This is a genomic window from Pseudoalteromonas sp. 23_GOM-1509m, from assembly GCF_000518425.1.
Lineage (GTDB): Bacteria > Pseudomonadota > Gammaproteobacteria > Enterobacterales > Alteromonadaceae > Pseudoalteromonas > Pseudoalteromonas tetraodonis.
This window is the reverse complement of the sequence record NZ_JADO01000010.1, coordinates 114,311-134,821: the sequence shown is the minus strand read 5'-3', so window position 1 is coordinate 134,821 and position 20,511 is coordinate 114,311. Positions and strand designations below refer to the sequence as shown.

The 20,511-nt window shown below is 39.0% G+C and carries 14 protein-coding genes; 8 read left to right on the top strand and 6 right to left on the bottom strand.

All coding sequences use genetic code 11. From position 1 onward, the window contains the following. Nucleotides 1-12: 12 nt before the first annotated feature. On the bottom strand, nucleotides 13-321 hold the full coding sequence (locus N523_RS0104120; protein ID WP_028834397.1) for a hypothetical protein: 309 nt from the start codon (nucleotides 319-321) through the stop codon (nucleotides 13-15). Nucleotides 322-494: 173 nt separating this feature from the next. Between N523_RS0104120 and N523_RS0104115 the strand changes: the two genes are divergently transcribed. Both N523_RS0104115 and N523_RS0104110 read left to right on the top strand, forming a co-directional pair. Beyond that, a complete protein-coding gene (locus N523_RS0104115; protein WP_028834396.1) occupies nucleotides 495-1,607 on the top strand; it encodes an efflux RND transporter periplasmic adaptor subunit in 1,113 nt (370 codons plus the stop codon). A gap of 21 nt (nucleotides 1,608-1,628) precedes the next feature. After that, nucleotides 1,629-4,790, top strand: coding sequence for an efflux RND transporter permease subunit (locus N523_RS0104110; RefSeq protein ID WP_028834395.1), 3,162 nt, complete (start codon nucleotides 1,629-1,631; stop codon nucleotides 4,788-4,790). 65 nt (nucleotides 4,791-4,855) lie between these two features. Here N523_RS0104110 and N523_RS0104105 read toward each other — a convergent pair whose 3' ends face one another. Beyond that, nucleotides 4,856-7,036 carry a GAF domain-containing hybrid sensor histidine kinase/response regulator gene (locus tag N523_RS0104105; protein ID WP_028834394.1) on the bottom strand — a complete coding sequence of 727 codons (2,181 nt, stop codon included), beginning with the start codon at nucleotides 7,034-7,036 and terminating at the stop codon, nucleotides 4,856-4,858. A gap of 236 nt (nucleotides 7,037-7,272) precedes the next feature. Beyond that, the gene (locus tag N523_RS0104100) at nucleotides 7,273-8,967 is read right to left on the bottom strand and encodes a GGDEF domain-containing protein (protein ID WP_028834393.1); all 1,695 of its coding nucleotides are present in this window, start codon (nucleotides 8,965-8,967) and stop codon (nucleotides 7,273-7,275) included. A gap of 220 nt (nucleotides 8,968-9,187) precedes the next feature. On the opposite strand from N523_RS0104100, the gene N523_RS0104095 reads away from it, so the two are divergent. From N523_RS0104095 to kynU, 3 genes are all read left to right on the top strand, one after another. Next, nucleotides 9,188-10,489 (top strand): metal-dependent hydrolase family protein, encoded by a 1,302-nt coding sequence (locus tag N523_RS0104095; protein ID WP_028834392.1) that lies wholly within the window; start codon nucleotides 9,188-9,190, stop codon nucleotides 10,487-10,489. A gap of 126 nt (nucleotides 10,490-10,615) precedes the next feature. Further along, nucleotides 10,616-11,449, top strand: coding sequence for an alpha/beta hydrolase (locus N523_RS0104090; RefSeq protein WP_028834391.1), 834 nt, complete (start codon nucleotides 10,616-10,618; stop codon nucleotides 11,447-11,449). A gap of 2 nt (nucleotides 11,450-11,451) precedes the next feature. Beyond that, nucleotides 11,452-12,687, top strand: coding sequence for a kynureninase (gene kynU / locus N523_RS0104085; protein ID WP_028834390.1), 1,236 nt, complete (start codon nucleotides 11,452-11,454; stop codon nucleotides 12,685-12,687). A gap of 92 nt (nucleotides 12,688-12,779) precedes the next feature. Here kynU and N523_RS0104080 read toward each other — a convergent pair whose 3' ends face one another. Continuing rightward, nucleotides 12,780-16,031, bottom strand: coding sequence for a methyl-accepting chemotaxis protein (locus tag N523_RS0104080; RefSeq protein WP_028834389.1), 3,252 nt, complete (start codon nucleotides 16,029-16,031; stop codon nucleotides 12,780-12,782). 252 nt (nucleotides 16,032-16,283) lie between these two features. Continuing rightward, entirely contained in the window at nucleotides 16,284-17,441 is a 1,158-nt protein-coding gene (locus N523_RS0104075; RefSeq protein WP_028834388.1) for a hypothetical protein, read from the bottom strand. A 214-nt stretch (nucleotides 17,442-17,655) separates the two neighbouring features. On the opposite strand from N523_RS0104075, the gene N523_RS0104070 reads away from it, so the two are divergent. The 3 genes from N523_RS0104070 to N523_RS0104060 all read left to right on the top strand — a co-directional run bounded on the left by N523_RS0104070 (nucleotide 17,656) and on the right by N523_RS0104060 (nucleotide 19,350). Then, complete coding sequence (locus N523_RS0104070) at nucleotides 17,656-18,162, top strand: DUF3087 domain-containing protein (protein ID WP_008115114.1); 507 nt, start codon at nucleotides 17,656-17,658, stop codon at nucleotides 18,160-18,162. Between the two features lie 15 nt (nucleotides 18,163-18,177). Then, nucleotides 18,178-18,831 (top strand): glutathione S-transferase family protein, encoded by a 654-nt coding sequence (locus N523_RS0104065; protein WP_028834387.1) that lies wholly within the window; start codon nucleotides 18,178-18,180, stop codon nucleotides 18,829-18,831. Nucleotides 18,832-18,897: 66 nt separating this feature from the next. Then, the gene (locus N523_RS0104060) at nucleotides 18,898-19,350 is read left to right on the top strand and encodes a low molecular weight protein-tyrosine-phosphatase (RefSeq protein WP_013464121.1); all 453 of its coding nucleotides are present in this window, start codon (nucleotides 18,898-18,900) and stop codon (nucleotides 19,348-19,350) included. A 40-nt stretch (nucleotides 19,351-19,390) separates the two neighbouring features. On the opposite strand, the gene N523_RS0104055 is transcribed toward N523_RS0104060, so the two are convergent. Further along, nucleotides 19,391-20,488, bottom strand: coding sequence for a TonB family protein (locus N523_RS0104055; protein WP_028834386.1), 1,098 nt, complete (start codon nucleotides 20,486-20,488; stop codon nucleotides 19,391-19,393). Nucleotides 20,489-20,511 lie beyond the last annotated feature (23 nt).

Sequence of the window (20,511 nt, the reverse complement as noted above, 5' to 3'; positions counted from 1 at the left end):
AAAATAAGTGGTTTAGTCGTCTGGTCCTTTTAGGGTAAATACTAAATGTTTGCGCATATCTTTTAAAATTACGCCTTTTTTGAGCATGGCACCGCTTAAGCGTTTTTGCCACTTTAGTAGCTCCGGCTCTGCGGCTGTAAGTGCTTGTTGGTGTTCAAATTGAAAACACATTAGTAAAGAACCTGGAAATAAATGATATTCCACATCAAACCAGCATTGCAGCATACCTGGGATTTCAGCACGGCCTTGCTCTTCTATTTTGTCAGCAACATTGAGAACGAGAGCTTGTTGTTTTACTTGCACAGCAGATAGTTTTTTCATGTGGAGATCCAATTTAGAGGCTAAAAATACAGCCGGAATATTGCATTATACCCAAGCTTTCAGGGTGATAACAATGTTAGCCATACTTTAAATTAGATGGCTCACTGTGAATATTGATTGTGGTTAGTTTGGTAGTACAACCAGTTTGAATACACTATTTATCAAGGGAAATTATGAATTATATAGCTGTTTGTTTCGTTATTATTTTTATGTTGTCAGGGTGCTCTGAAGAGCAAGTTTCTGAGCAAAAATTAAAACCTGTTTCTGTCATAGAGTTAAATAAAACTAAATCGTTTGATAGTCGTATTTTATCAGGTGTTATCCAACCTGCTAACACAGCCACTTTAATGTTTGAGGTTAGCGGAAAGGTCGAAGACGTTTTTTTTGAGATTGGTGAGGCTTTTGAAAAAGGTGAGCCGTTAGCCAGGCTGGAACAAACAAAGTATTTATTGGCAGTGCAAGAGGGCGAAGGGCAGGTCTCTAATGCGAAGGCTATGCTGCTAAATGTTAAGCAAGATTTTGAGCGCAAAGCATCACTGGTTGATGATGGCGCTGTGTCACGCGCGCAATACGATGTAGCAAAGTCGCAATATGAGAGTGCCAAAGATAAAGTCGATATTGCTAAAGTTCGACTAGCGATGGCAAAAGAAGAGTTACAAGATACTACGCTAATTGCGCCCTATGCAGGGACTATTTCAAAACGTAATATTGAACCTTCACAACAGGTAAGCCCAAATACATCTGCATTTATAATTCAAGGTAAAGAAAATTTTGAAGTCTCTATCCTTGCCCCTGAAGCGATTCTCTCCTCATTAGCTATTGATAAGCCTGCTAAGGTAACTATTTCAGCATTAGATAAAATGTTGAATGCCAAAATTAAAGAAATTGGCACAGCTGCTCAAGGCGCGAATGCGTTTCCTGTTATTTTAAAGATATCTGAAAATGATGTTGCAGACATTAGAACGGGTATGAGTGCTGAAGTACAATTTAAACAACAGCAGGAAGCCACAGATGCTTTTGTAGTACCTGTAAGTGCCATTATGGCGCAAGAAAATAATCAGCATTTTGTTTTTAAGCTGTTACCTACAGCGCAAGCTGAATCACAACAAGCAGGTTATGTTTTACAAAAAATAACCGTGGACGTAGTAACGTTTTTTTCGCAGAAAGCGCAAATTAAAGGCGATTTAAAAGAAGGGGAGCGAATTGTTAATGCGGGAATGGCTTTTTTACACGATGGGCAAAAAGTGACGCTTATCGAGGGTGAAATCAAGCGCCTTAATCCATAACCCGTGACGGAGATTTAAACGATGAAAATCCCTACTATTTCAGAGCTTGCTCTTGATCATAATCGCTTGATGCTGGCCATCGTCTTTGGCCTTATGCTATTTGGCGCATTTAGTTATTATCAACTACCCAAACAAGAAGATCCTAAAATAAAAATTCGTGAGGCGGTTGTAACAACCGCTTACCCTGGCATGAGCGCAAAAAAAGTAGAGCTGTTGATCACTAAAACACTCGAAGAAGCGATACGTGAAATGCCCAGTATTGCCGAAATTCGTTCAGTATCTATTCCAGGCCGCTCTATTATTCACGCAGAGCTCAAGCAAAGTGTTGAGCAAAGTGAGTTTGATCAGCAGTGGGATATCCTGCGCGACCAAATTAACGCGGTTCGAGGCGAGCTACCCAGTGGTACTTTACCTTATGTAATTAATGATGATTTTGGTGATGTTGCCGTTTTAACAGTGGCACTTATTGCAGATCCCGCTTATAGCATGGGGGATCGCCAAGATGTGGCGCAACATATTGCCGATATGATGCATCAAGTCGAAGGCACAAAAAAAATTGATATTTTAGGCATTCAGCAAGAGCGTATTTTTATTGAAACTAAAAACGCTAAGCTCGCTCAATTAGGGATTGCACCCACACAATTGATTGCGGCTTTAAAAAATCAAAATATTATACGTCCCAGTGGCATTATTGATGCCGATGGTGAAAACTTTATTATCCAGCCTTCTGGGAATTACCAAAGCCTAGCTGATATACGCAATACGCTGATCACTGTTCCCAATCAATCACAAACCATCTTATTACGTGATATTGCCAAAATAAGCCGTGAAGTGATCGACCCCCCTTCAAGAACAAGTTACTACAATGGCCGTCAAGCCATTATTTTTGCAATCTCTAAGGATGAACAAGCGGATGTGCTGAAGTTCACTCCTAAAATGGAAGCGATGATAGCTCAAATTAATCAAACTATACCTGCGGGCTATCAATTAAAAAATATTACCCGCCAAGCCGATGTGGTTGCCGATGCTGTATTTGGTGTGAGCTTTAGTGTGTTACAAACCATTGTTGTTGTCTCTATTGTGGTTATTATGTTTTTAGGTCTACGCACTGGCTTGATTGTAGGTTCGATTGTACCTGCAGCTATTCTAATCACGCTTTCAATTATGAACTTCATGGGTATTCCGCTGGAGCGTATGTCGCTTGCCACGTTAATTATAGCGCTTGGGCTACTGGTTGATGATGGCATAATAATGGCTGAAGATTTTAAAAAGCGTATAGAAGAGGGCGAAACGCGTGACGAAGCTATTCGTAATACCTCGGGTACGCTTGCGATACCCTCTTTAACCTCATCGTTGACTACTATTCTTGTGTTTTTGCCATTGATGTTGGCGCAAAGTAGTGCGGGTGAATATACACGCTCTATTTCGCTGGTGGTGTTAATTGCATTGCTTATTTCATGGGCGTTGAGCCTAACCTTTACTACTTACTTGTGTCATCGCTTTGTGAAAAAGGAAACGAGGCAAAAGCAAAATATTATTCGCCGTAAAATTAATGGATTTTTCGATAGCCTTAGTCCGCTTTATGAAAAAGTATTAAGACGAATTATGCGCGCTCGCATAATTTTTGTTGTTGTTATATTAGGGCTGTTTTTTGTTGGTGGTTGGGCTATGAGTTTAGTGCCTGCTAAGTTTTTTCCAGACTCCGACCGCGCGCAAATTTTAGTGTATTTAGATATGCCAGCCGGCACGTCAATGCGTAAAACTGATGCAACGATACAAGCCATTTTAAAAAAATTGGATGATAAAGCGCGTTTTCCGCATATTAAAAAATATGCTGCTTATGGTGGATTTGGCGGGCCACGGTTTGTTTTGTCACTCACACCGATTGATCCTGAGCCTTCAAAAGCATTCTTTATGATTGATGTTGGAGAGCGAAAACTAGCTGAGCCAACAATAAATAGCGTGCGCGACATGTTTGCTCAAGACTTTCCTGAAGTTATGGGGCGCGCCACTAAAATGTTTTTAGGGCCATCAGATTCTTCACTGATAGAGATTCAAATTAAAGGCCCAGACAGTAATTATATTTATTCTATTAGCGAGGAAATTAAAACCTTATTGCGTAATACAGACGGCGCATTCGATATTAAAAGTGATTGGGAAAACCGCATTACTACACTTAAAGTTGAGGTTAACCAGCAAAATGCTCGTCGTGCTGGGGTTAGTTCAAACGATGTTGCCCAAGCATTAGAAACCTACTTTTCGGGACGCACAATCTCTGAGTTTCGTGAAGGTGATGACATATTCCCCATTGTGTTAAGGGCACAAAACAGTGAACGTTACGATCTAGACCGTATTAACAGCGTAAATGTTTATTCTTCGGCTCGAGGCGTTAATGTACCTTTAATGCAAGTGGCCGACATTCGCTATGAAACGCAATTTGCGCGTATTGCGCGTGAAAATTTATTTCGTACTGTAACAGTACAAGCTAAAAACCAGATTATGTCGGCGCAAAGTATGGTGCCATTAGTTGAAGGAAAGCTTGATAAAATAAGAGAAAAATTACCACCTGGTTATGAAATAGAATATGACGGTGTAATTGGAGACTCCGCTGAATCGCAAGCGTCAATTTTAGCTAACTTACCGCTGTGTATTGCCATTATGGTGTTTATTATTATTGCGCAATTTCGCTCTTACCGTGCAACTAGTATTGTATTTTTGACTGTGCCATTGATCATCATTGGTGCTGCTTTTGGTTTGTTGATTATGCAGGCAAACTTTGGGTTTATGGTTATTTTAGGTCTATATGCGCTTGCCGGAATTATCATTAATAATGCGGTTATATTAATTGACCGTATTAATATTGAACGTAAACAAATTGAGCACAGTGAACAACAAACCGCTGAGCAGTATAATCAGCAAAATTATGAGGCGGTGATCAGCGCTTCTTTAAGACGTTTACGACCTATATTAATGTCTACTTGTACAACAATAATAGGCTTAATGCCGCTCATTTTATCTAAAGATGTTTTGTTTTATGGCCAAGCAAGCACTATTGCGTTTGGTCTTGCAATGGGAACAATTTTAACATTAGGGTTTGTTCCGGTTGTGTATACTTTTTTCTTTAAAATAAAGCCGGTTAAAGCAGATAAACAACAAACCCAGCGTGAGTTAGAGCAGGCTTAATACGAAGGGCTGATAATAGTTTTATCCCTATTTAGTGGTAATTTTAGCCACTAAATAGGGCTGTTTTATTCATGCTTTATTTGTTTAGATAAAAACAAGTTAGTAACGTCTGCGACTTTGATTAACGACTTTTTATCAGCTTGACTCCAAGTTACCTTTGAGCCCACACTTTCACAACAAATGACACCTAACGGTTTGCTATTAAGTGTATAAATGTAATCAAGTAAAGAATAAATATCGAGTGGCTCAAAGTAAGAGTGAGAGAACGGCTTGGTTACTTCGTTATTTCTGGCATCAGAAGCGTCGAGTACTTGGTTAGCTAAAATATAGTTGAAATAAGCAGGGGAGTTTTCTGTGTATAGAACAGTTCCACTTGACACGTCATTATTTTCATCAAGGCAAATTAAGCAATTTAATGTACTGTATTCTTTATTAAATAACCAAAGGCTCACTCGATTAGCATTGGGAATAAGCGCTTTTAACTCTTTGCATATTTGCTTTAGCTTCCGGTCGCTAGAAACATTAGGATCGCTAATTTTTACTGCTAAGTTTTTTAGGTTGAGGTTTTTAGGATTATAAACATTGAGTAAGCTATTGATCTTAGCTTTATCAAACGGTTTAGTTAAGTAGCCATCCATACCAATATCTAAATAATGCTCAATGTCTTGTTTTAGGGTATTTGCTGTCATAGCTATAATCGGAACGGTTTTACCTTTAGGAAGCGCTCTAATAGCTTGCGTAGCTTTTATGCCATCCATTTCAGGCATTTGTATATCCATGAAAATTAAGTCTACCGAGTGCTCCTTGAAGTACTTAACGCATTCTTTACCGTCCTCTGCGATAATTAAATTAGCATTATGTGCTTTGAGCATTTTGACAATAATAAGCTGATTTATTTTATTATCTTCGGCAATTAAAACAGTACTACCTTGAAGGTTTGTTATATCAGTACACTGCTTCGAGGTTGGTGGCAATAAAGCAATCTCAAAGCTTTGCTCATAGGTAAACGTGGAGCCCTTATCTATTTTGCTGGTAAAGCTAAGGTGCCCCTGCATTAACTCACTTAAACGAGCGCAAATTGATAAGCCTAAACCTGTGCCTCCATATTTCCTTGAGGTTGATGAGTCGGCCTGATGAAATTCTTTAAATAAATGCTCTTGAACAGTCTCATTAATACCAAGGCCTGTATCAATAACTTCAAAGGTGAGTACTTGTGTTTGCAATGTACTATTTTTAACACTTATCTTCAGCTCTACTTGGCCAAAGTTGGTAAATTTAATCGCATTTGAGCACAGGTTATTTAAAATTTGCGAAATCCGAAGAGGATCGCCTTTTAAATTGTCTGCTATTTTAGGGTCTATCGATGTAATCAGCTTTATGCCTTTAGCAGATGCCTGCTGTAACTGGGGTTTTATTACATCGCTAATAACCTCATTAAGACTGAAGTTGATATGTTCAATTTCTAATTTGCCAGCCTCAATTTTAGAAAAGTCTAAAATATCGTTAACAATATTTGATAAGTAATGTGCTGACTTTAATATGCTTTTTAAGGTGCTGTTTTTTTCCTCTGTTGTGGTCTCTGAGATCGCAAACTCAGCTAAATTTAAAATTCCATGTAATGGGGTTCTCAGCTCATGAGTCATATTTGCCAAAAATTTACTCTTTGTGTTATTGGCGATATCCGCGGCTTCTTTTAACTTTTCTAGCTCTTTATTGTGCTCTTTTTGTTTTTCTAACGCCATAAACAGCTTTTTATTATTAAGCCGAAGCTCTAATTGCGCAATGACCTCTTTGCTCAAAACCGTGAGTGCATTTATTTGTTTGCTCGAAAGCTTTTTTGGTTTATCGCTAATAACACATAACGTACCTATAGCGTTTCCTCTTGGTGTGATGAGAGGTGCACCTGCATAAAAGCGAATATTTGGGTCGTTTGTAACTAAGGGATTATCGTGAAAGCGGGTGTCAGTAAGTGCATTTTGAACTTCGAATACTTGGTTTTCTAGAATTGCGTAAGAACAAAACGAGATATCTCGTGCGGTTTCGGCTACATCAATACCATGCTTTGACTTAAACCATTGCCTGTCAGGATCAACAAGACTTATTAGTGAGATTGGCGTTTCACAAATATCAGATGCAAGCTGGGTTAAATCGTCAAAGGATTTTTCAGCTTCAGTGTCTAAAACGTCATACTCATATAAGTCTTTTAGCCGTGATAGTTCATCCTCAGGTGTTGACGCTTTTATCATTATGTAACCTTGTTTTTGTTATGCTTAACAATGAGTAATAGAATAAAAATAATAACGCATTAGCTAGTATAAAATGAAAAAATACGCGTTTAATGTCAATTTGCTTAAAGTGTATTTTTATTTACGAATTTATCTACTGTTGAAAATTTAAGCTAAATTGTTGTGCTTAAGTATTTAGCTTATATGACCTTTTAAATTTTTACGAATTGATTTAAAACAATCCGTCTTATAGCGAGTCAATCAACAATTTTATTTCGACCACTATTTTTTGCCTCGTATAAATAGTCATCAACGTATTTTAAGCTGCTTTGTAGGCTAATTGTGCCATCGTGGGTAAGCAGTCCAATACTGACAGTAAAGCTAATATTTTTATTACGATAGTAAACTTTATGTTCATTCACTGCGTTTTTAATACGCTCAGCGGCTTGCTTAGCTTCGGCTTTGTTTGTGTTAGGCATAATAATTAAAAACTCTTCACCGCCAAGGCGAAATACGGCGTCATTTTTTCTGGTGAGGCCATGTAAAATATTAGCGAGTTCTTTTAAACCCTTATCTCCAGCTTCGTGGCCGTAGTTATCATTTATGGCTTTAAAGTGATCTATATCGAGCATTAATAATGAAATATAGGTATTTTCATCTTGTGTTTTTAATAGCTCATCGGTAAGAAACCTGTATAAGGTTCGCCTATTTAAACATCCTGTAAGTGGGTCTACATTAGCCTGTTTTTCTAACTCTTTGTTAAGTGTAAATAGCTCTTGAGTGCGCACCTGTATTCGTTGCTCTAAACTGGTATTAAGGGCTATGAGTTTGTGTTCTATGTTTATTTCTTTGCTTACATCGTTTTGCACCGCAAAGTAATAAGCGATTTTTCCATCTCTATAAATCGGCGATATTGCCAACTCATTCCAATAGGGTTCCCCACTTTTGGTGTAGTTTAAAATTCGGGCGCTTATAGGTAGCCCTTTTTTGAGATGAGTTTTAAGTTTAGCTATCGTTTTTAAATCAGTGTTTTCACCTTGTAAAATAGAGCCGAGCTTTTTGCCTTCGACTTCAAAAAGGCTATACCCTGTCATTTTTTCGAATGATCCATTAACCCAAATAACATGCTTATTTTTATCGGCAATGACCATTCCTACCGTAGTTTCTTTGAGTGCAGTAACTAAAAAGTCTCGTTCAAGGGCTATTTTTTCACTTCCTGTTATATCCTGAAAAATGCCGTATAGCTTAGTAATTTCACCATTTTTATTTCTTGATACGTTACCGCTTGATATCACCGTGCGTTCTTGTTGGTCGTCATCTACAACACGTAATTTTATACAACTCCATTCTTGCCCCGTTAAAAGCGCATTTTCGACAGCGCTGGCTATTTTGGACTTATCATCTGCATGATAAAAGTTTATTGCAGTATCTAACTGTGGTGAATAGCGACTAGGGGAAACACCATGGATAGTGTAAATTTCATCGGTCCAAAATAATTGGTTGCTATTACAGTCGAGCTGCCAATAACCTACTTTTAAAACTTCGCCTGCGTTTTCTATGATGGTTTGTAATTCGTTATTACTAATAACAGAGGACACTTGGGCAAAATGCTGGTTAAAAACTAAAACCATATATTGATGTTGGTTTTGATCCACATTATGTAAGCAGCAATTCAGTTTAATAGAGTAATCGGTTGCAAATGTGAGCTCAATATCAAATTGGTCTAACTCATTATGTTGCGATTTTAGTGCGAGAATTTGTTGTTGTAATAGTGTTTTGCTTTCAGTTGTACAACAGGCATACAGGCTTTCAATGGTTGGCATGTTTTTGGTTGTAATATTTAGCTCTGACCACCCATCTGAGAGATAACTGAGCTGATGATGGTTATCAAATACCATTAAAAGAAAGTTGCATTTTTCTAGCAGTGCAATATTTATGTCTTTAATATCCATAAGCTCCCTACATATGAAAAGTATTACAACAATATGGTTGAGTATAGACATCTTCTTTTATTTTTTCCGTTTGAAGGCAGTGTAAATAGTGGTCAGAATTTTTACTAAAAACGTATTTCAGGTTTGTTTTTGTGACTTTCCTGATAAGGTATTGGTTGTATAACAATATTTTAACGTTATTTCGTTGCTGTTAACGAAAAGCGAATCATTGGAGATTTTCATGAGCATATTTCGATTGAGTGTTATTACCTCGATTTTTTTAGCCGCAAATTTTTGCGCCAGCAATGCACAAGCCAATACTAAAGTGATTCATGCGGGAGAGTTATTAAGCGTCCCTGGCGAAAAATCACAGCAAAAACAAACTGTAGTAATAGAAAATGGCAAAATAGTGTCTGTATCCGCTGGTTTTTTACCGGCCTCTCGATTTGGTGATGATGCCCAATTAATCGATTTATCGACCAGCTTTGTTATGCCAGGGCTTATGGATATGCATGTGCATTTACAAGGTGAGCTTGGGCCAGATAATAAAAAAGAACTGGTTGAAATGTCTGATGCAGATGTAGCAATGCGCAGTGTTCATTTTGCTAATAAAACCCTAATGGCGGGATTTACCACCGTGCGTGATGTAGGTAGCCAAAGCGAGCAAATGTACGCATTACGAAAAGGGGTGGCGAATGGCTGGGTTAATGGTCCGCGTATTATTGCCGGTGCCGGAGTTACTATTACTGGTGGGCATTTAGATGTTGATGGTATGAGTCCTGATTTACTCACCATAAAAACGCCACCAACAGTGTGTGATGGCGCAGTTGAGTGTCGTAAAAAAACACGTTATGCAATTAAGTATGGGGCGGATTTAATTAAAGTGGCCTCTACCGGTGGTGTGCTTTCTGATACCACCACGGGGACAGGTCAACAAATGGAAGACGATGAGCTCAAAGCCATTGTAAAAACTGCACATGGGTTAGGACGAAAAGTAGCAAGCCATGCCCATGCTGCACAAGGTATTAATGCCGCACTTCGTGCAGGGGTTGATAGCATTGAGCACGGCAGTTACACCGATGAAGAGGGCATCAAGCTCTTTAAAGAAACCGGCGCTTACCTTGTACCAACGTTATTAGCTGGCGATACTGTGGTTAATATGGCAAAAAATTCAGATTTTATGTCTGCACCTATTAAGACTAAAGCAACGAGAGTGGGGGGCGATATGCTCAACAACTTTACTAAGGCTTACAAAGCCGGCGTTAAAATTGCCTTTGGTACTGACAGTGGCGTATCAAAGCATGGTATTAACGCAAAAGAAGCCGTATTGATGTATGAAGCCGGTATGAGTACCTCCGATATTTTAAAGTCGGCAACCGTCAATGCTGCTGATTTAATTGATATGAGCCAGAGTTTAGGCACTATAGAGCCTGGTAAGTTTGCCGATATTATTGCCTTAGATTCCAGCCCACTTAGCGATATTAGCGCTTTAATGGATGTTGATTTTGTGATGAAAGAAGGCGTAATTTTCAAACAACAATAAACACTATATTTATTTTATTATGAATGACGTTATAACGCTGGTAGGTCGTACAACAAAATGTTTGTAGACGATTGACCAGCGTTATTTTGTTATACCGTTTTTGGATAAAAAAGGAAGTAGTTTATTTTGAAGAGCTTAGTGGTTTTATTTTTTAGTGTATGGCCTTTGTTAGCAAATAGTGCCTCGCAGCAACCAGTTGAATTTCCTGATGTTGAAAATGATGTAGCTTATGCAAAAGTGGCTTCATTGGGATTTAACTTAGCCGATGAAAAAATAGCCTACGGCAGTGATGAGTCACAGTACGCATTACTTTGGCGCGCAAAGCAAGCACTGGTGCAAACGCCTTTAGTTATTTTACTCCATGGTGGCTGTTGGCTTAGTGAGTACGATATTAAACACACGTATGCGTTAAGTACGGGGCTTGCACAAGCTGGTTTTAACGTGTGGTCATTAGAGTATCGAAGAAGTGGTACAAGCGGTGGTGGCTGGCCTGTCACATTTAATGATATAAAAGCCGGTATTTTAGCGGCAAGTACTTACAATAATGGCGAGTTTAAATTAGCTGACTCGGTTGCTGTAGGGCACTCTGCTGGTGGGCATTTAGCACTGCTTGCGGGTGGTGAAATAAGCCAGCTTAAAGGCGTTATTGGCTTAGCCCCTATCACTGATATAAAAGCATATGCACGTGGTAATAACAGCTGTCAAAAAGTGACAAAAGATTTTATGCAAGGTATGCCAACTGATAAACCTAAGGCTTACACGCAAGCTAACCCGAGTGAGCAGCCACTTCATCCCCAAAGCATTATTTTACAAGGCGACAAAGATGCCATTGTCCCCGCTTTTAATTTAGCGCCGCTTAAACGCCCGGTGGTGATGCTCGAAGGCGTGGGGCATTTTGATTGGATCCACCCAGGAACTGAGGCATTTAGTACACTAATAAAAAATTTAAATGAGATATAAAAATGAATTTTAATGAGATTGTAGCGCTTGATAAAGCCGACCCGCTGGCTAATAAACGCGATGAATTCGATTTACCCGCAGACACTATTTATCTCGATGGTAATTCACTGGGTGCTTTACCTAAAGCCGTTAAGTCACGCGTAGCAGAGGTGGTAAATCAACAATGGGGTAGTCACTTAATTAGAAGTTGGAATGATCACCAATGGATTGATTTACCCACTCAGGTAGGAGATAAAATAGCGCCGATTATTGGTGCTGCAAAAGGCCAAGTGATTTGTTGTGACTCTATTTCAGTTAACTTGTTCAAGCTGTTAAGTAGTGCGTTATCGTTAAACCCTGGCCGAAATGTGGTGTTATCCACGCAAGATAACTTTCCAACCGACTTATACATGGTACAAGGGTTAAGTGATTTATTAGGCCCTGACTTATGTCAGCTTAAATTAGTAGCAGAGCAACACATTGAGCAAAGCCTTAGCGATTCAGTGGCGGTGCTGCTATTAACGCAGGTGAACTTTAGAACCGGGCAGCTGTTAGATATGCAAAAGCTGACCAAGCTTGCCCACGAAAAAGGCATTTTAGTGATATGGGATTTAGCCCACAGCGCGGGTGCTTTACCGGTTGAGCTCGATAACTGTAATGCTGATTTTGCCGTTGGCTGTGGCTATAAATACTTAAACGGTGGCCCGGGCTCGCCTGCATTTTTATATGTGGCAAAACGTCATCAGGCTAGTGTAAAGCAGCCACTATCAGGCTGGATGGGTCATGCTAAACCGTTTGCTTTTAATGCTGAATATCAGGGCGCTGATAATATAAATCAGTATTTGTGTGGCACACCCAGTGTGATTGCTATGAGTGCGTTAGATGCCGCCCTTGATGTATGGCAAAACGTAGACATTTCTCAAATAAGAGAAAAGTCGATTGCACTTGCCGAGGTATTTATTAAATTGCTACAAACACATTCATGCTTAAGTGATTTGCGTTTATGCTCTACTGAAAATGCCTGTCAAAGAGGTAGCCAATTGGCGTTTTCACATACAGACGCGTTCGCTATATGCCAAGCGTTAATTGAAAAAGGGGTTATTGCTGATTTTCGTGCGCCCAATATATTACGATTTGGTTTTACACCTCTTTATACCTCATTTGAAGATATATGGAATGCGGTCACGATTTTGGCTGAGGTGGTTAAAACCCAGCTATATACTCAGCCACGTTTTAATTTAGCAGGTAAAGTAACGTAACGTCATGATGAGCCATTATTCAATAATGGCTCATCAAATTACTTAAGTTAAAAAAGCATCGTGTTAGCAAAATAACTTGCAGTGCTTTTAGTCTATTGTTGCTCTTTTTTTAGATTAAAGTAATTGAGTTGCACTCTCATCTCGGTAGCTTGTTCTGCCATTTGACGTGCTGCCGCCATTGTTTCTTCTGTAATAGCCGAGTTTGCCTGGGTTAAACCGGTTAAACGTTGTACAACAAGGTTAACCTCTTTAATCGCTTGCTCTTGTGCGGAGGTTGAATGCGCTATATGTATGATATTTTTATTAACATCGCTAACAGCTTGCATTATGTGTTTTAATTTCTTCCCTGAGGTGTCTGCTAATTCCGTCCCAAGCGCTATTTTTTGATTACTATTTACAATAATACTTTTTATTTGCTTTGCCGATTTAGCACTACGCCCCGCTAAATCACCTACTTCATTAGCGACTACTGCAAAGCCTCTTCCATGATCGCCAGCTCTAGCAGCTTCCACGGCGGCATTAAGTGATAGCAAGTTTGTTTGAAAAGCGAGGTTGTCAATAACCGTAAGTATTTCGTTAATGTCTTTACTGGCTTCATTCACGTCATCAATCGCGCTAACGGTTTGTATTGATAGGCGATTTCCTTCTTCAGCAATTTGCTCTGCATTGCTTGCCAATGCCACGGCACTTTTTGATTGTTCAGATACTTTAGTTAGCTCATCTAGCATTTGCTCAGTACTTGAGCTTGCTTCTTCAAGGTTGGCTGCTTGCTCTTCTGTGCGTTTGCTTATTTCAGTATTACTTGAAGCTATTTCACCCGCATTTTGCATAACTTGACTAGCCGACACTTGAATTTCTTGAATGACATTAGTTAATTTATCGATAGTCGCGTTGATGTCGCTTTTAAGGGTATCGAATACGCCTTGATATTGTCCCTCTATATTTTTGGTAAGGTCACCTTTAGCTAAGTTTGATAAAACGCTACTGACTTCATTTATTGCCAATGAAACTAATGAGGTAGACTCATTAACATTATTTTTTAAATCTTCCAACTGGCCTTGTAATGGCTGTTTTAATTGATGAGAAAAATCGCCGTTTGCCATCGCAGCCATTACTTGGTTGAGGTCGTTTATGACACGTTCGAGGTTAGTTACTGAATGGTTTATATCTGTTTTTAAACTATTTAGTTGGCCTGTCATAGCCGATGAAATAGTATGATCAAAACGCCCCTGACTAATTGCTAGCATGACTGATGAAATTTCAGTTAAAGCAGTATCAATAGCAGTGATTGATGTATTGATGTTACTTTTTAACTGCTCAAGTTGACCGCTGGCTTCACCTTTTATCATCTTTTTAAAGTCACCTTGACTAACAAAGGTCATGACTTCACCTATTTCATTCATTACATTATTTAAATTAGCCATACTGGAATTAATATCTTGTTTTAAAATATCAAGCTGGCCAGCTAAGGGGGCCTCTAATTGCGCAGAAAACTGGCCTTGTCGTAATGCACTCATAACGTCACTAATCCCATCTATGGCAATACTTAAACTACTAACTGAGTTATTGACGCTGTCTTTTAGTTGCGCAAGTTTTCCTTTCGCTGGATAGGTGATTTGTTCTTTAAAATTACCTTGTTCTACGTTAGCCATAATATCGACGATACTATTCATTGTGTTATTTATTGAAGAAAGCGACTCGTTAATATTACTTTTTAAGGTGCCTAACTCGCCTGACATTGAGGCATTAATTTGAATATCAAATTGACCATCAGCCATAGCAATCGCAATGGTATTTAATTCGTTTATTGCTCCGTTTAGTGAACTTGCGCAATCGTTGGTTGCTTGTTTTAACGTATCTAATTCCCCTCGACATGGTGCTTCAATACGTTGATCAAATTTACCCGCAGCCATTTGATTCATAACACGGTTTGTTTCACTAATTGATAGCTGTAGTGCATTTAAAAGAGTATTAAATGCTTGAGTGCTGACTCCTATTTCATCATTTGAATAGACAGTTGCTCGTAATGAAAAGTCACCTTGTTGCTCCACTTTTTTCATTGTATCAGCCAGTGCATGTACAGGTTTTGTTAGTGTTCTCGCAAACCAATATGCGGCAATAGTAACAATAAAAATAGTGATAAAAAGAATAACAATGAGTTGTTGGGAAAGTGTTGTTATCGACTCAAAAGCTTCTTGTTCGTCCATTTCTGCTATGAGTGCCCAGCGAACATTAAATACATTTACAGGTGCAAATGCAGATAGCACCATTTCATTGTTATAATCATTTATAACATGTTGTCCTTTTTCATTTCTCAGTGCTTTGATTACAGATAAGGTATTTACTGTGCCTTTATTTGGGTTTCTAAATGAGCTTTCTACAGAATGATTTTTCGGGTCAATATAAGAGTCAGAGCGCATTAACCCCTCAGGACCTACAAGGTAGGTTTCTCCGCTTTCGCCCAACCCGCCACGTTCTTTCATGATTGAATTGACATCTTCAATCGATAATTGGGCGGCTAAAATAGCAATTGTTTTACCATCAACAACAATAGGCTTACCTATAAAGCTGGCAGGGGCGTTATATGAAGGGGAGTACTGTTTATAATCTGCAAATGCAATTGCTTGTGGGTCGTTGCTGTCTTTTAATTGTTGAAACAAGCTCGCTAAATTACTATCAGCGTAGGGGCCTGTTTGCAGCGATGTTGCAAAGTCGACTTCTTTATAAACAGAGTAAACAATATTGCCATTTGCTGGGTCGATAATAAAAATATCGTAGAACTTATTTATATTAGTCATATCGCGTAGATAAGGATGATATTGGCGGTGCGCTTGCTCGTAACTGTCTGATTGCTCTGTGGTGGTTAGTTTTTGTTTTTCACCAATTAGATTTGGGTTATTAGCTAGATAACGAGATTGCAGCTCAATACTTTTTGGATTCATTTGCTCTAATAGAGATGAAGAGACTGTATTTGTTGGGTTTAGCTGTTTAAATTTTGGGGTAAAAGACTCTTCATAAAAGCGATTTAGCGACGCTGATGAATCTGAAGGGGAGATATCATTAAATCCTGCTATAAACTTTGTCGCAATAGTGGCCATTTCTGGATTTGCTTGCAGCGCATTTAGTTTATTTTCAATATTGTTAAAGTAGCGCTTAACAGCGCTTTGTTTTACTTCACTCACCGCATCTAAACGGGAATAAACCTGTTCAGTCATCGAGTTTGACGCTGTATTGATAGTGACCGTGATAATTATTGCTATTGGCACTAGAGCAACAATTAAAAAGGCGGAAATAAGTTTTTTTGTTAAATTTAAAGAATTAAAAAAGTGATTAATTGTGAGCATTACTATGTCCCTGTAATAAGGTTTGTACCTCAAATGAGCATAGAACACAATTTGTGAAGATCTAGTTAATAATTAAAGTAATGAGTTTTTATTATAAAATAGCCGAGATTGATACAGAGCGCTTTTAATTTTAATGTAATTTCAGCATGCTTTTTTAGCGGTTTAAAGCAAAAAAACGTAGAAGCATTTAAGTGCTCCTACGTTTATTAATTAATAGTCGTTCTAACGTTGAAGTTGAAAAAGCAAACGATGTTAGAGTGCGACTAAACTGCGCTCTAACATAGTTTGAATTTGCTTTACTATTTTAGCTTCAGTTTCGGGTTCAAACTGAGCAATTCGTGGGGTGTGAATATGTCCTGTCGGAATATCTGAATTTAGCTGATTTCGCAGGCGAATACTGCGATACGAAATTTCGTTAGACAAATAACCACCGCCACCGCCTCGCACTGCAATAGCGTCTTTTAATTCATCGAAACTATTAGGCTCAAAGTCTTTTTTTAGGGTAATAACATGATGGTTATCATTAATAGGAAAAGGGCCTTTTGCGCTTAACATAGCGCTAACGGGTAAGCTAAATTCTACAAACTCAGTACCTGGTAATGGGCGGTCGTTCAAGCTTGGAATGAGCGGCGCTGTTTTGGTACCTCCATACACTACATTGGCGTTGTCGGGCGCTGTTACACTGCGGCGCTTGCCTGGAAAGCGCTCAAGGTCAAAGTCTTTACTACCCATGCTAACGGTAACCACCATATCAACATTATTAAGTGCGTAATAAGGGGCAAGTAAGGATTCTATAATACCGTGATCAAAGTCTTCATAACGCACAGGCACCATCACTGTGTTTATTTCAGCACTAATACCTTTATAGTTAATGACTTGGCCATCAAGAAGCAGTGCTGCAACACCCGATGGGTTGCTTTGGTTTATATTTCTATCAAGTAAAAACGGGTCAAATCCAGTCAATAATATTTTTTTAGAGGTGTTTTGTGAGTAGCTAAGATCGGTGCGACCCCGGCTGCCATTCTCTAAAAGTGTTAATAACACTGTTTGCTGCGCGGCGCTCAGCGAAAATGCAGGCTTTGTGGTGCGAATAATTTTGCTTGATTGTAAGCGAGCCCAGTAAAGTGCGCGATCATCTAAGTTTTGCGTTGTAGCGATGCGTTTTTTTGCACTAAACCATAATCGTTTTGAGTAGTCATTAACGGTATCTACGGCTTGTGCATAGCTTGAGAGTGACTTGAATTGCTGCTCAAATTGATTAACTTCGCTGGCAAAAGCGCTTAGCACGCTAGGCATCGCTTGGCTGGCTTTTTCAATTCGCAATTCTTCTGGAGTTAGCGGTGTGTTTAAATTAGCTAACGCATTAGAAGAAGAAAAAATTAAGCTTGCAGCAATCAGTGTTTTTATCATGATGGTCCTAAACTGAGTCGTATTTGTTGTCTACTATCCTATGCCTAATAAGTGTGTGCAAATAAAATCGTTGGTTGGTTTTATGTTGCAAGAAGTATAAAACCGGCGTTAAATCAAAAACTACGGGTATTTTATTAAAAAGAGTCGAAACTCTGTGGTGGGTTTAGCTACAATGGTGGCTGTGTATTTTTTAGTTTTTTAATTTTAGGCAACTATGCAACTTATTCAAATAGATAAAGCTCGTTATCGTAAACATTTAAACCGCGTTATAGTCGGTTGTGCCGCAAGCTTAGCGATTGGTAGTTTAGCTATTTCACAAACGCTTATTGCATTATTCCCCGATGAAAGTGGTAGTCATTTTCATTGGAACTTATTAGGCGTTATTGTTACTAGTATTGGTATTGGCTGGTTGTTAAATAAATACCGTACACATCCTTTTATGACCGAGGTGGTGTATGTATGGGAGCTTAAACAAGCGCTTAATAAAATTACCCGCAAGATGGCAAAGCTTAAAGCGGCGGGACGTGAAGGTAATCCTGATGCGCTATTAGCCATTCACTATAGTTATGCAGGTTCACGCTTGTTATGGCAGCTTGACGATAACACCATCACCATGGATGATTTAGCGATTAAACAAGCCGAGTTAGATAGCGTTGCGGCTAAATATAATTTAACCCTTAATGCCGATGACTACGATGACGCAATTTTAAAGCAGTTTTAATTTATAGGAATCACAATGAGCATAATTCTCTATGGTGTCCCGCTTTCTCCCTATGTACGTAAAGTGCGTGTATGTTTAGCGCATAAACAACTAGACTATAAACTCGAAATAGTCTCGCCGTTTAATCAACCTGATTGGTTTTTAGAACTCAACCCACTAGGGCGAATTCCGGCGCTAAAAGACGACGAGTTAAGTTTGGCGGATTCTAGCGTTATTTGCCAATATCTTGATGAAAAATACCCTAATTCAGCGTCCTTACTCGGTGATACTATAGAGCAACGTGCAGCCGTTCGCTGGTTAGAAAAATACGCAGATTACGAGCTGGCTCCTTTTGCAACATTTACGGTGTTTCAGCAACGTATTATTGCTCCCACAATGCAAAAGCCAACCGATGAAGCCTTAGTGCAAAGTGCATTAAATGAAAAACTACCGCCTTTATTTGATTATTTAGAAGGTTATTTAGGGGATAACGAGTTTTTTGTTGGCGAGAGCTTAACCCTTGCCGACATTGCTGTGAGCTGCCAGTTAATGAATATGGAGCATGGTGGTGAGCAACTTGATGAGTCGCGCTGGCCTAATCTTGCAGCATTGCATAGCCGTGTAAAACAGGGGACTGCCATGCACACAATGCTTGAAGGCGAGCAAAAAATATTAGCCTCGCTTAAGTAGCTTTTTAATGTTGGTGACTGGAATGTCGCTTATTTTACAAAATCTTAAACAATAAAGGAGCTATCATTGAAAAAAGTACTGATTGTTTGTTTGGGTAATATTTGTCGCTCACCGACGGCTGAGGCGGTATTAAAAGCTCGCGCTAAAGAGTTAGGCATTGATTTGCTAGTGGACTCGGCTGGGACTATTGGTCATCATGAAGGTAATCCGCCAGATAAACGCTCTATGCAAGCTGGCGAGAAACGTGGTTATAGTTTTAAAGGTATTTTTTCACGCAAGGTGCGCAGTAGTGATTTTAGCGAGTTTGATTTAATTTTAGCAGCCGATAAACAAAACCTGACGGATCTAACCGCTCGCTGCCCCGAGCATTTGCAATATAAGTTGGCGTTATTTTTAGAGTATGGCGAGCAAACACAAAGCGCAATTCCCGATCCTTACTATGGCGGTGATGATGGCTTTGAAAAGGTACTTGATTTAATAGAGGCCGCCAGCGATAACATTTTAGCTAAGTTAAAGTAGAATAAACTAAAAAGGCGCTCAACGCGCCTTTGGTATGTTATTAACGGTTTACTTTAAAATCGAGCTGTACTTTGGAAGTTGCTGCAACCGCTTTTCCATGTTCAAACTTAGGTGCATAACGCCATTGCGCTAATGCTTCTACTGCCGATTTTTCAAAGGCCACGCCACCTTCAGAACTAATTACTTGCGGATTTTTTACAAAGCCAGACTCATCTACTTCAAACTCCATAACTACACTGCCATCTTTACTAAATCGCGCCTTGTTTTTAGGGTATTTAGGGTTAACGCGGTATAGCGGCGTTTGTTCTTGGCTTTCTTTCCACGGCACCATTTTAGCAATCGCGATGCAGTGTTTGGTGGCTTCATCACTTTTGCCTTGTTTTTCATACAAGCCAATTAACCTTGAGTGTGCGGTAAGCTCGGCGTTGTGATCGTAACTTAAGCTTTCATCAAACACATTTACTACACGGTTAAGTCGTTCTATTGCTTGATCGTATCTTTTTCGACCTTCCGCAAATGACGCCATTAAAAAATCAGCTTTTATTTGTTCAACTGAGTTTTTAGGTAAGTTAGCCAGATAATACTCATCGGCTTCTTCTAGGTAGTTTTTGGCTTCTCGGTATTTTTCATAGCTGAATTTATTAGCTAGTATGGTTGCCGCTTCTAGTTTCATATCAGCCACAAACTTAGGGTTGTTTTGTGTGTTTGCGATTGCTATCACTTGCTCTAAATAATAATCCGCTTTTTGAGCAGAAGGGGCAAAACTAGCCATACCGACTAAAGCATCAATGGTTTCAGGCGATTGCTTACCATGGTTATTAACTAAAATAGTATAGGCTTGTTGATAGAGCGAAAAACGCTTTTCAATCCACTGTTTACCGTATCGATTAATTGATTTTGCATAGTTAATCGCTAAGTTTGCGGTGTTATCAGCATTTTCACCGTAAACAGTTTTACCTGATGTGTAAGCCTGCTCCGCGGCTTGTTGCACATTTTCTTTGGTTTTAATCGCATTTAAATAATTTTGATACGCGTCGTTGAAAACGGTTTGAGCGTTATTTGCTTGCTCGGCAAATGACGTGGTGCTTAATAAAGATAAACTTAAGCCCATCAGTAATGCAAGTTTGTTTAGTTTCATAATGATCCCTATTATTTGTCGAT

Coding starts and splice junctions, on each gene's coding strand:
- N523_RS0104120 (WP_028834397.1), bottom strand. CDS start 321: ATGAAAAAACTATCTGCTGTGCAAGTAAAACAACAAGCTCTCGTTCTC.
- N523_RS0104115 (WP_028834396.1), top strand. CDS start 495: ATGAATTATATAGCTGTTTGTTTCGTTATTATTTTTATGTTGTCAGGG.
- N523_RS0104110 (WP_028834395.1), top strand. CDS start 1,629: ATGAAAATCCCTACTATTTCAGAGCTTGCTCTTGATCATAATCGCTTG.
- N523_RS0104105 (WP_028834394.1), bottom strand. CDS start 7,036: ATGATAAAAGCGTCAACACCTGAGGATGAACTATCACGGCTAAAAGAC.
- N523_RS0104100 (WP_028834393.1), bottom strand. CDS start 8,967: ATGGATATTAAAGACATAAATATTGCACTGCTAGAAAAATGCAACTTT.
- N523_RS0104095 (WP_028834392.1), top strand. CDS start 9,188: ATGAGCATATTTCGATTGAGTGTTATTACCTCGATTTTTTTAGCCGCA.
- kynU (WP_028834390.1), top strand. CDS start 11,452: ATGAATTTTAATGAGATTGTAGCGCTTGATAAAGCCGACCCGCTGGCT.
- N523_RS0104080 (WP_028834389.1), bottom strand. CDS start 16,031: ATGCTCACAATTAATCACTTTTTTAATTCTTTAAATTTAACAAAAAAA.
- N523_RS0104075 (WP_028834388.1), bottom strand. CDS start 17,441: ATGATAAAAACACTGATTGCTGCAAGCTTAATTTTTTCTTCTTCTAAT.
- N523_RS0104070 (WP_008115114.1), top strand. CDS start 17,656: ATGCAACTTATTCAAATAGATAAAGCTCGTTATCGTAAACATTTAAAC.
- N523_RS0104065 (WP_028834387.1), top strand. CDS start 18,178: ATGAGCATAATTCTCTATGGTGTCCCGCTTTCTCCCTATGTACGTAAA.
- N523_RS0104055 (WP_028834386.1), bottom strand. CDS start 20,488: ATGAAACTAAACAAACTTGCATTACTGATGGGCTTAAGTTTATCTTTA.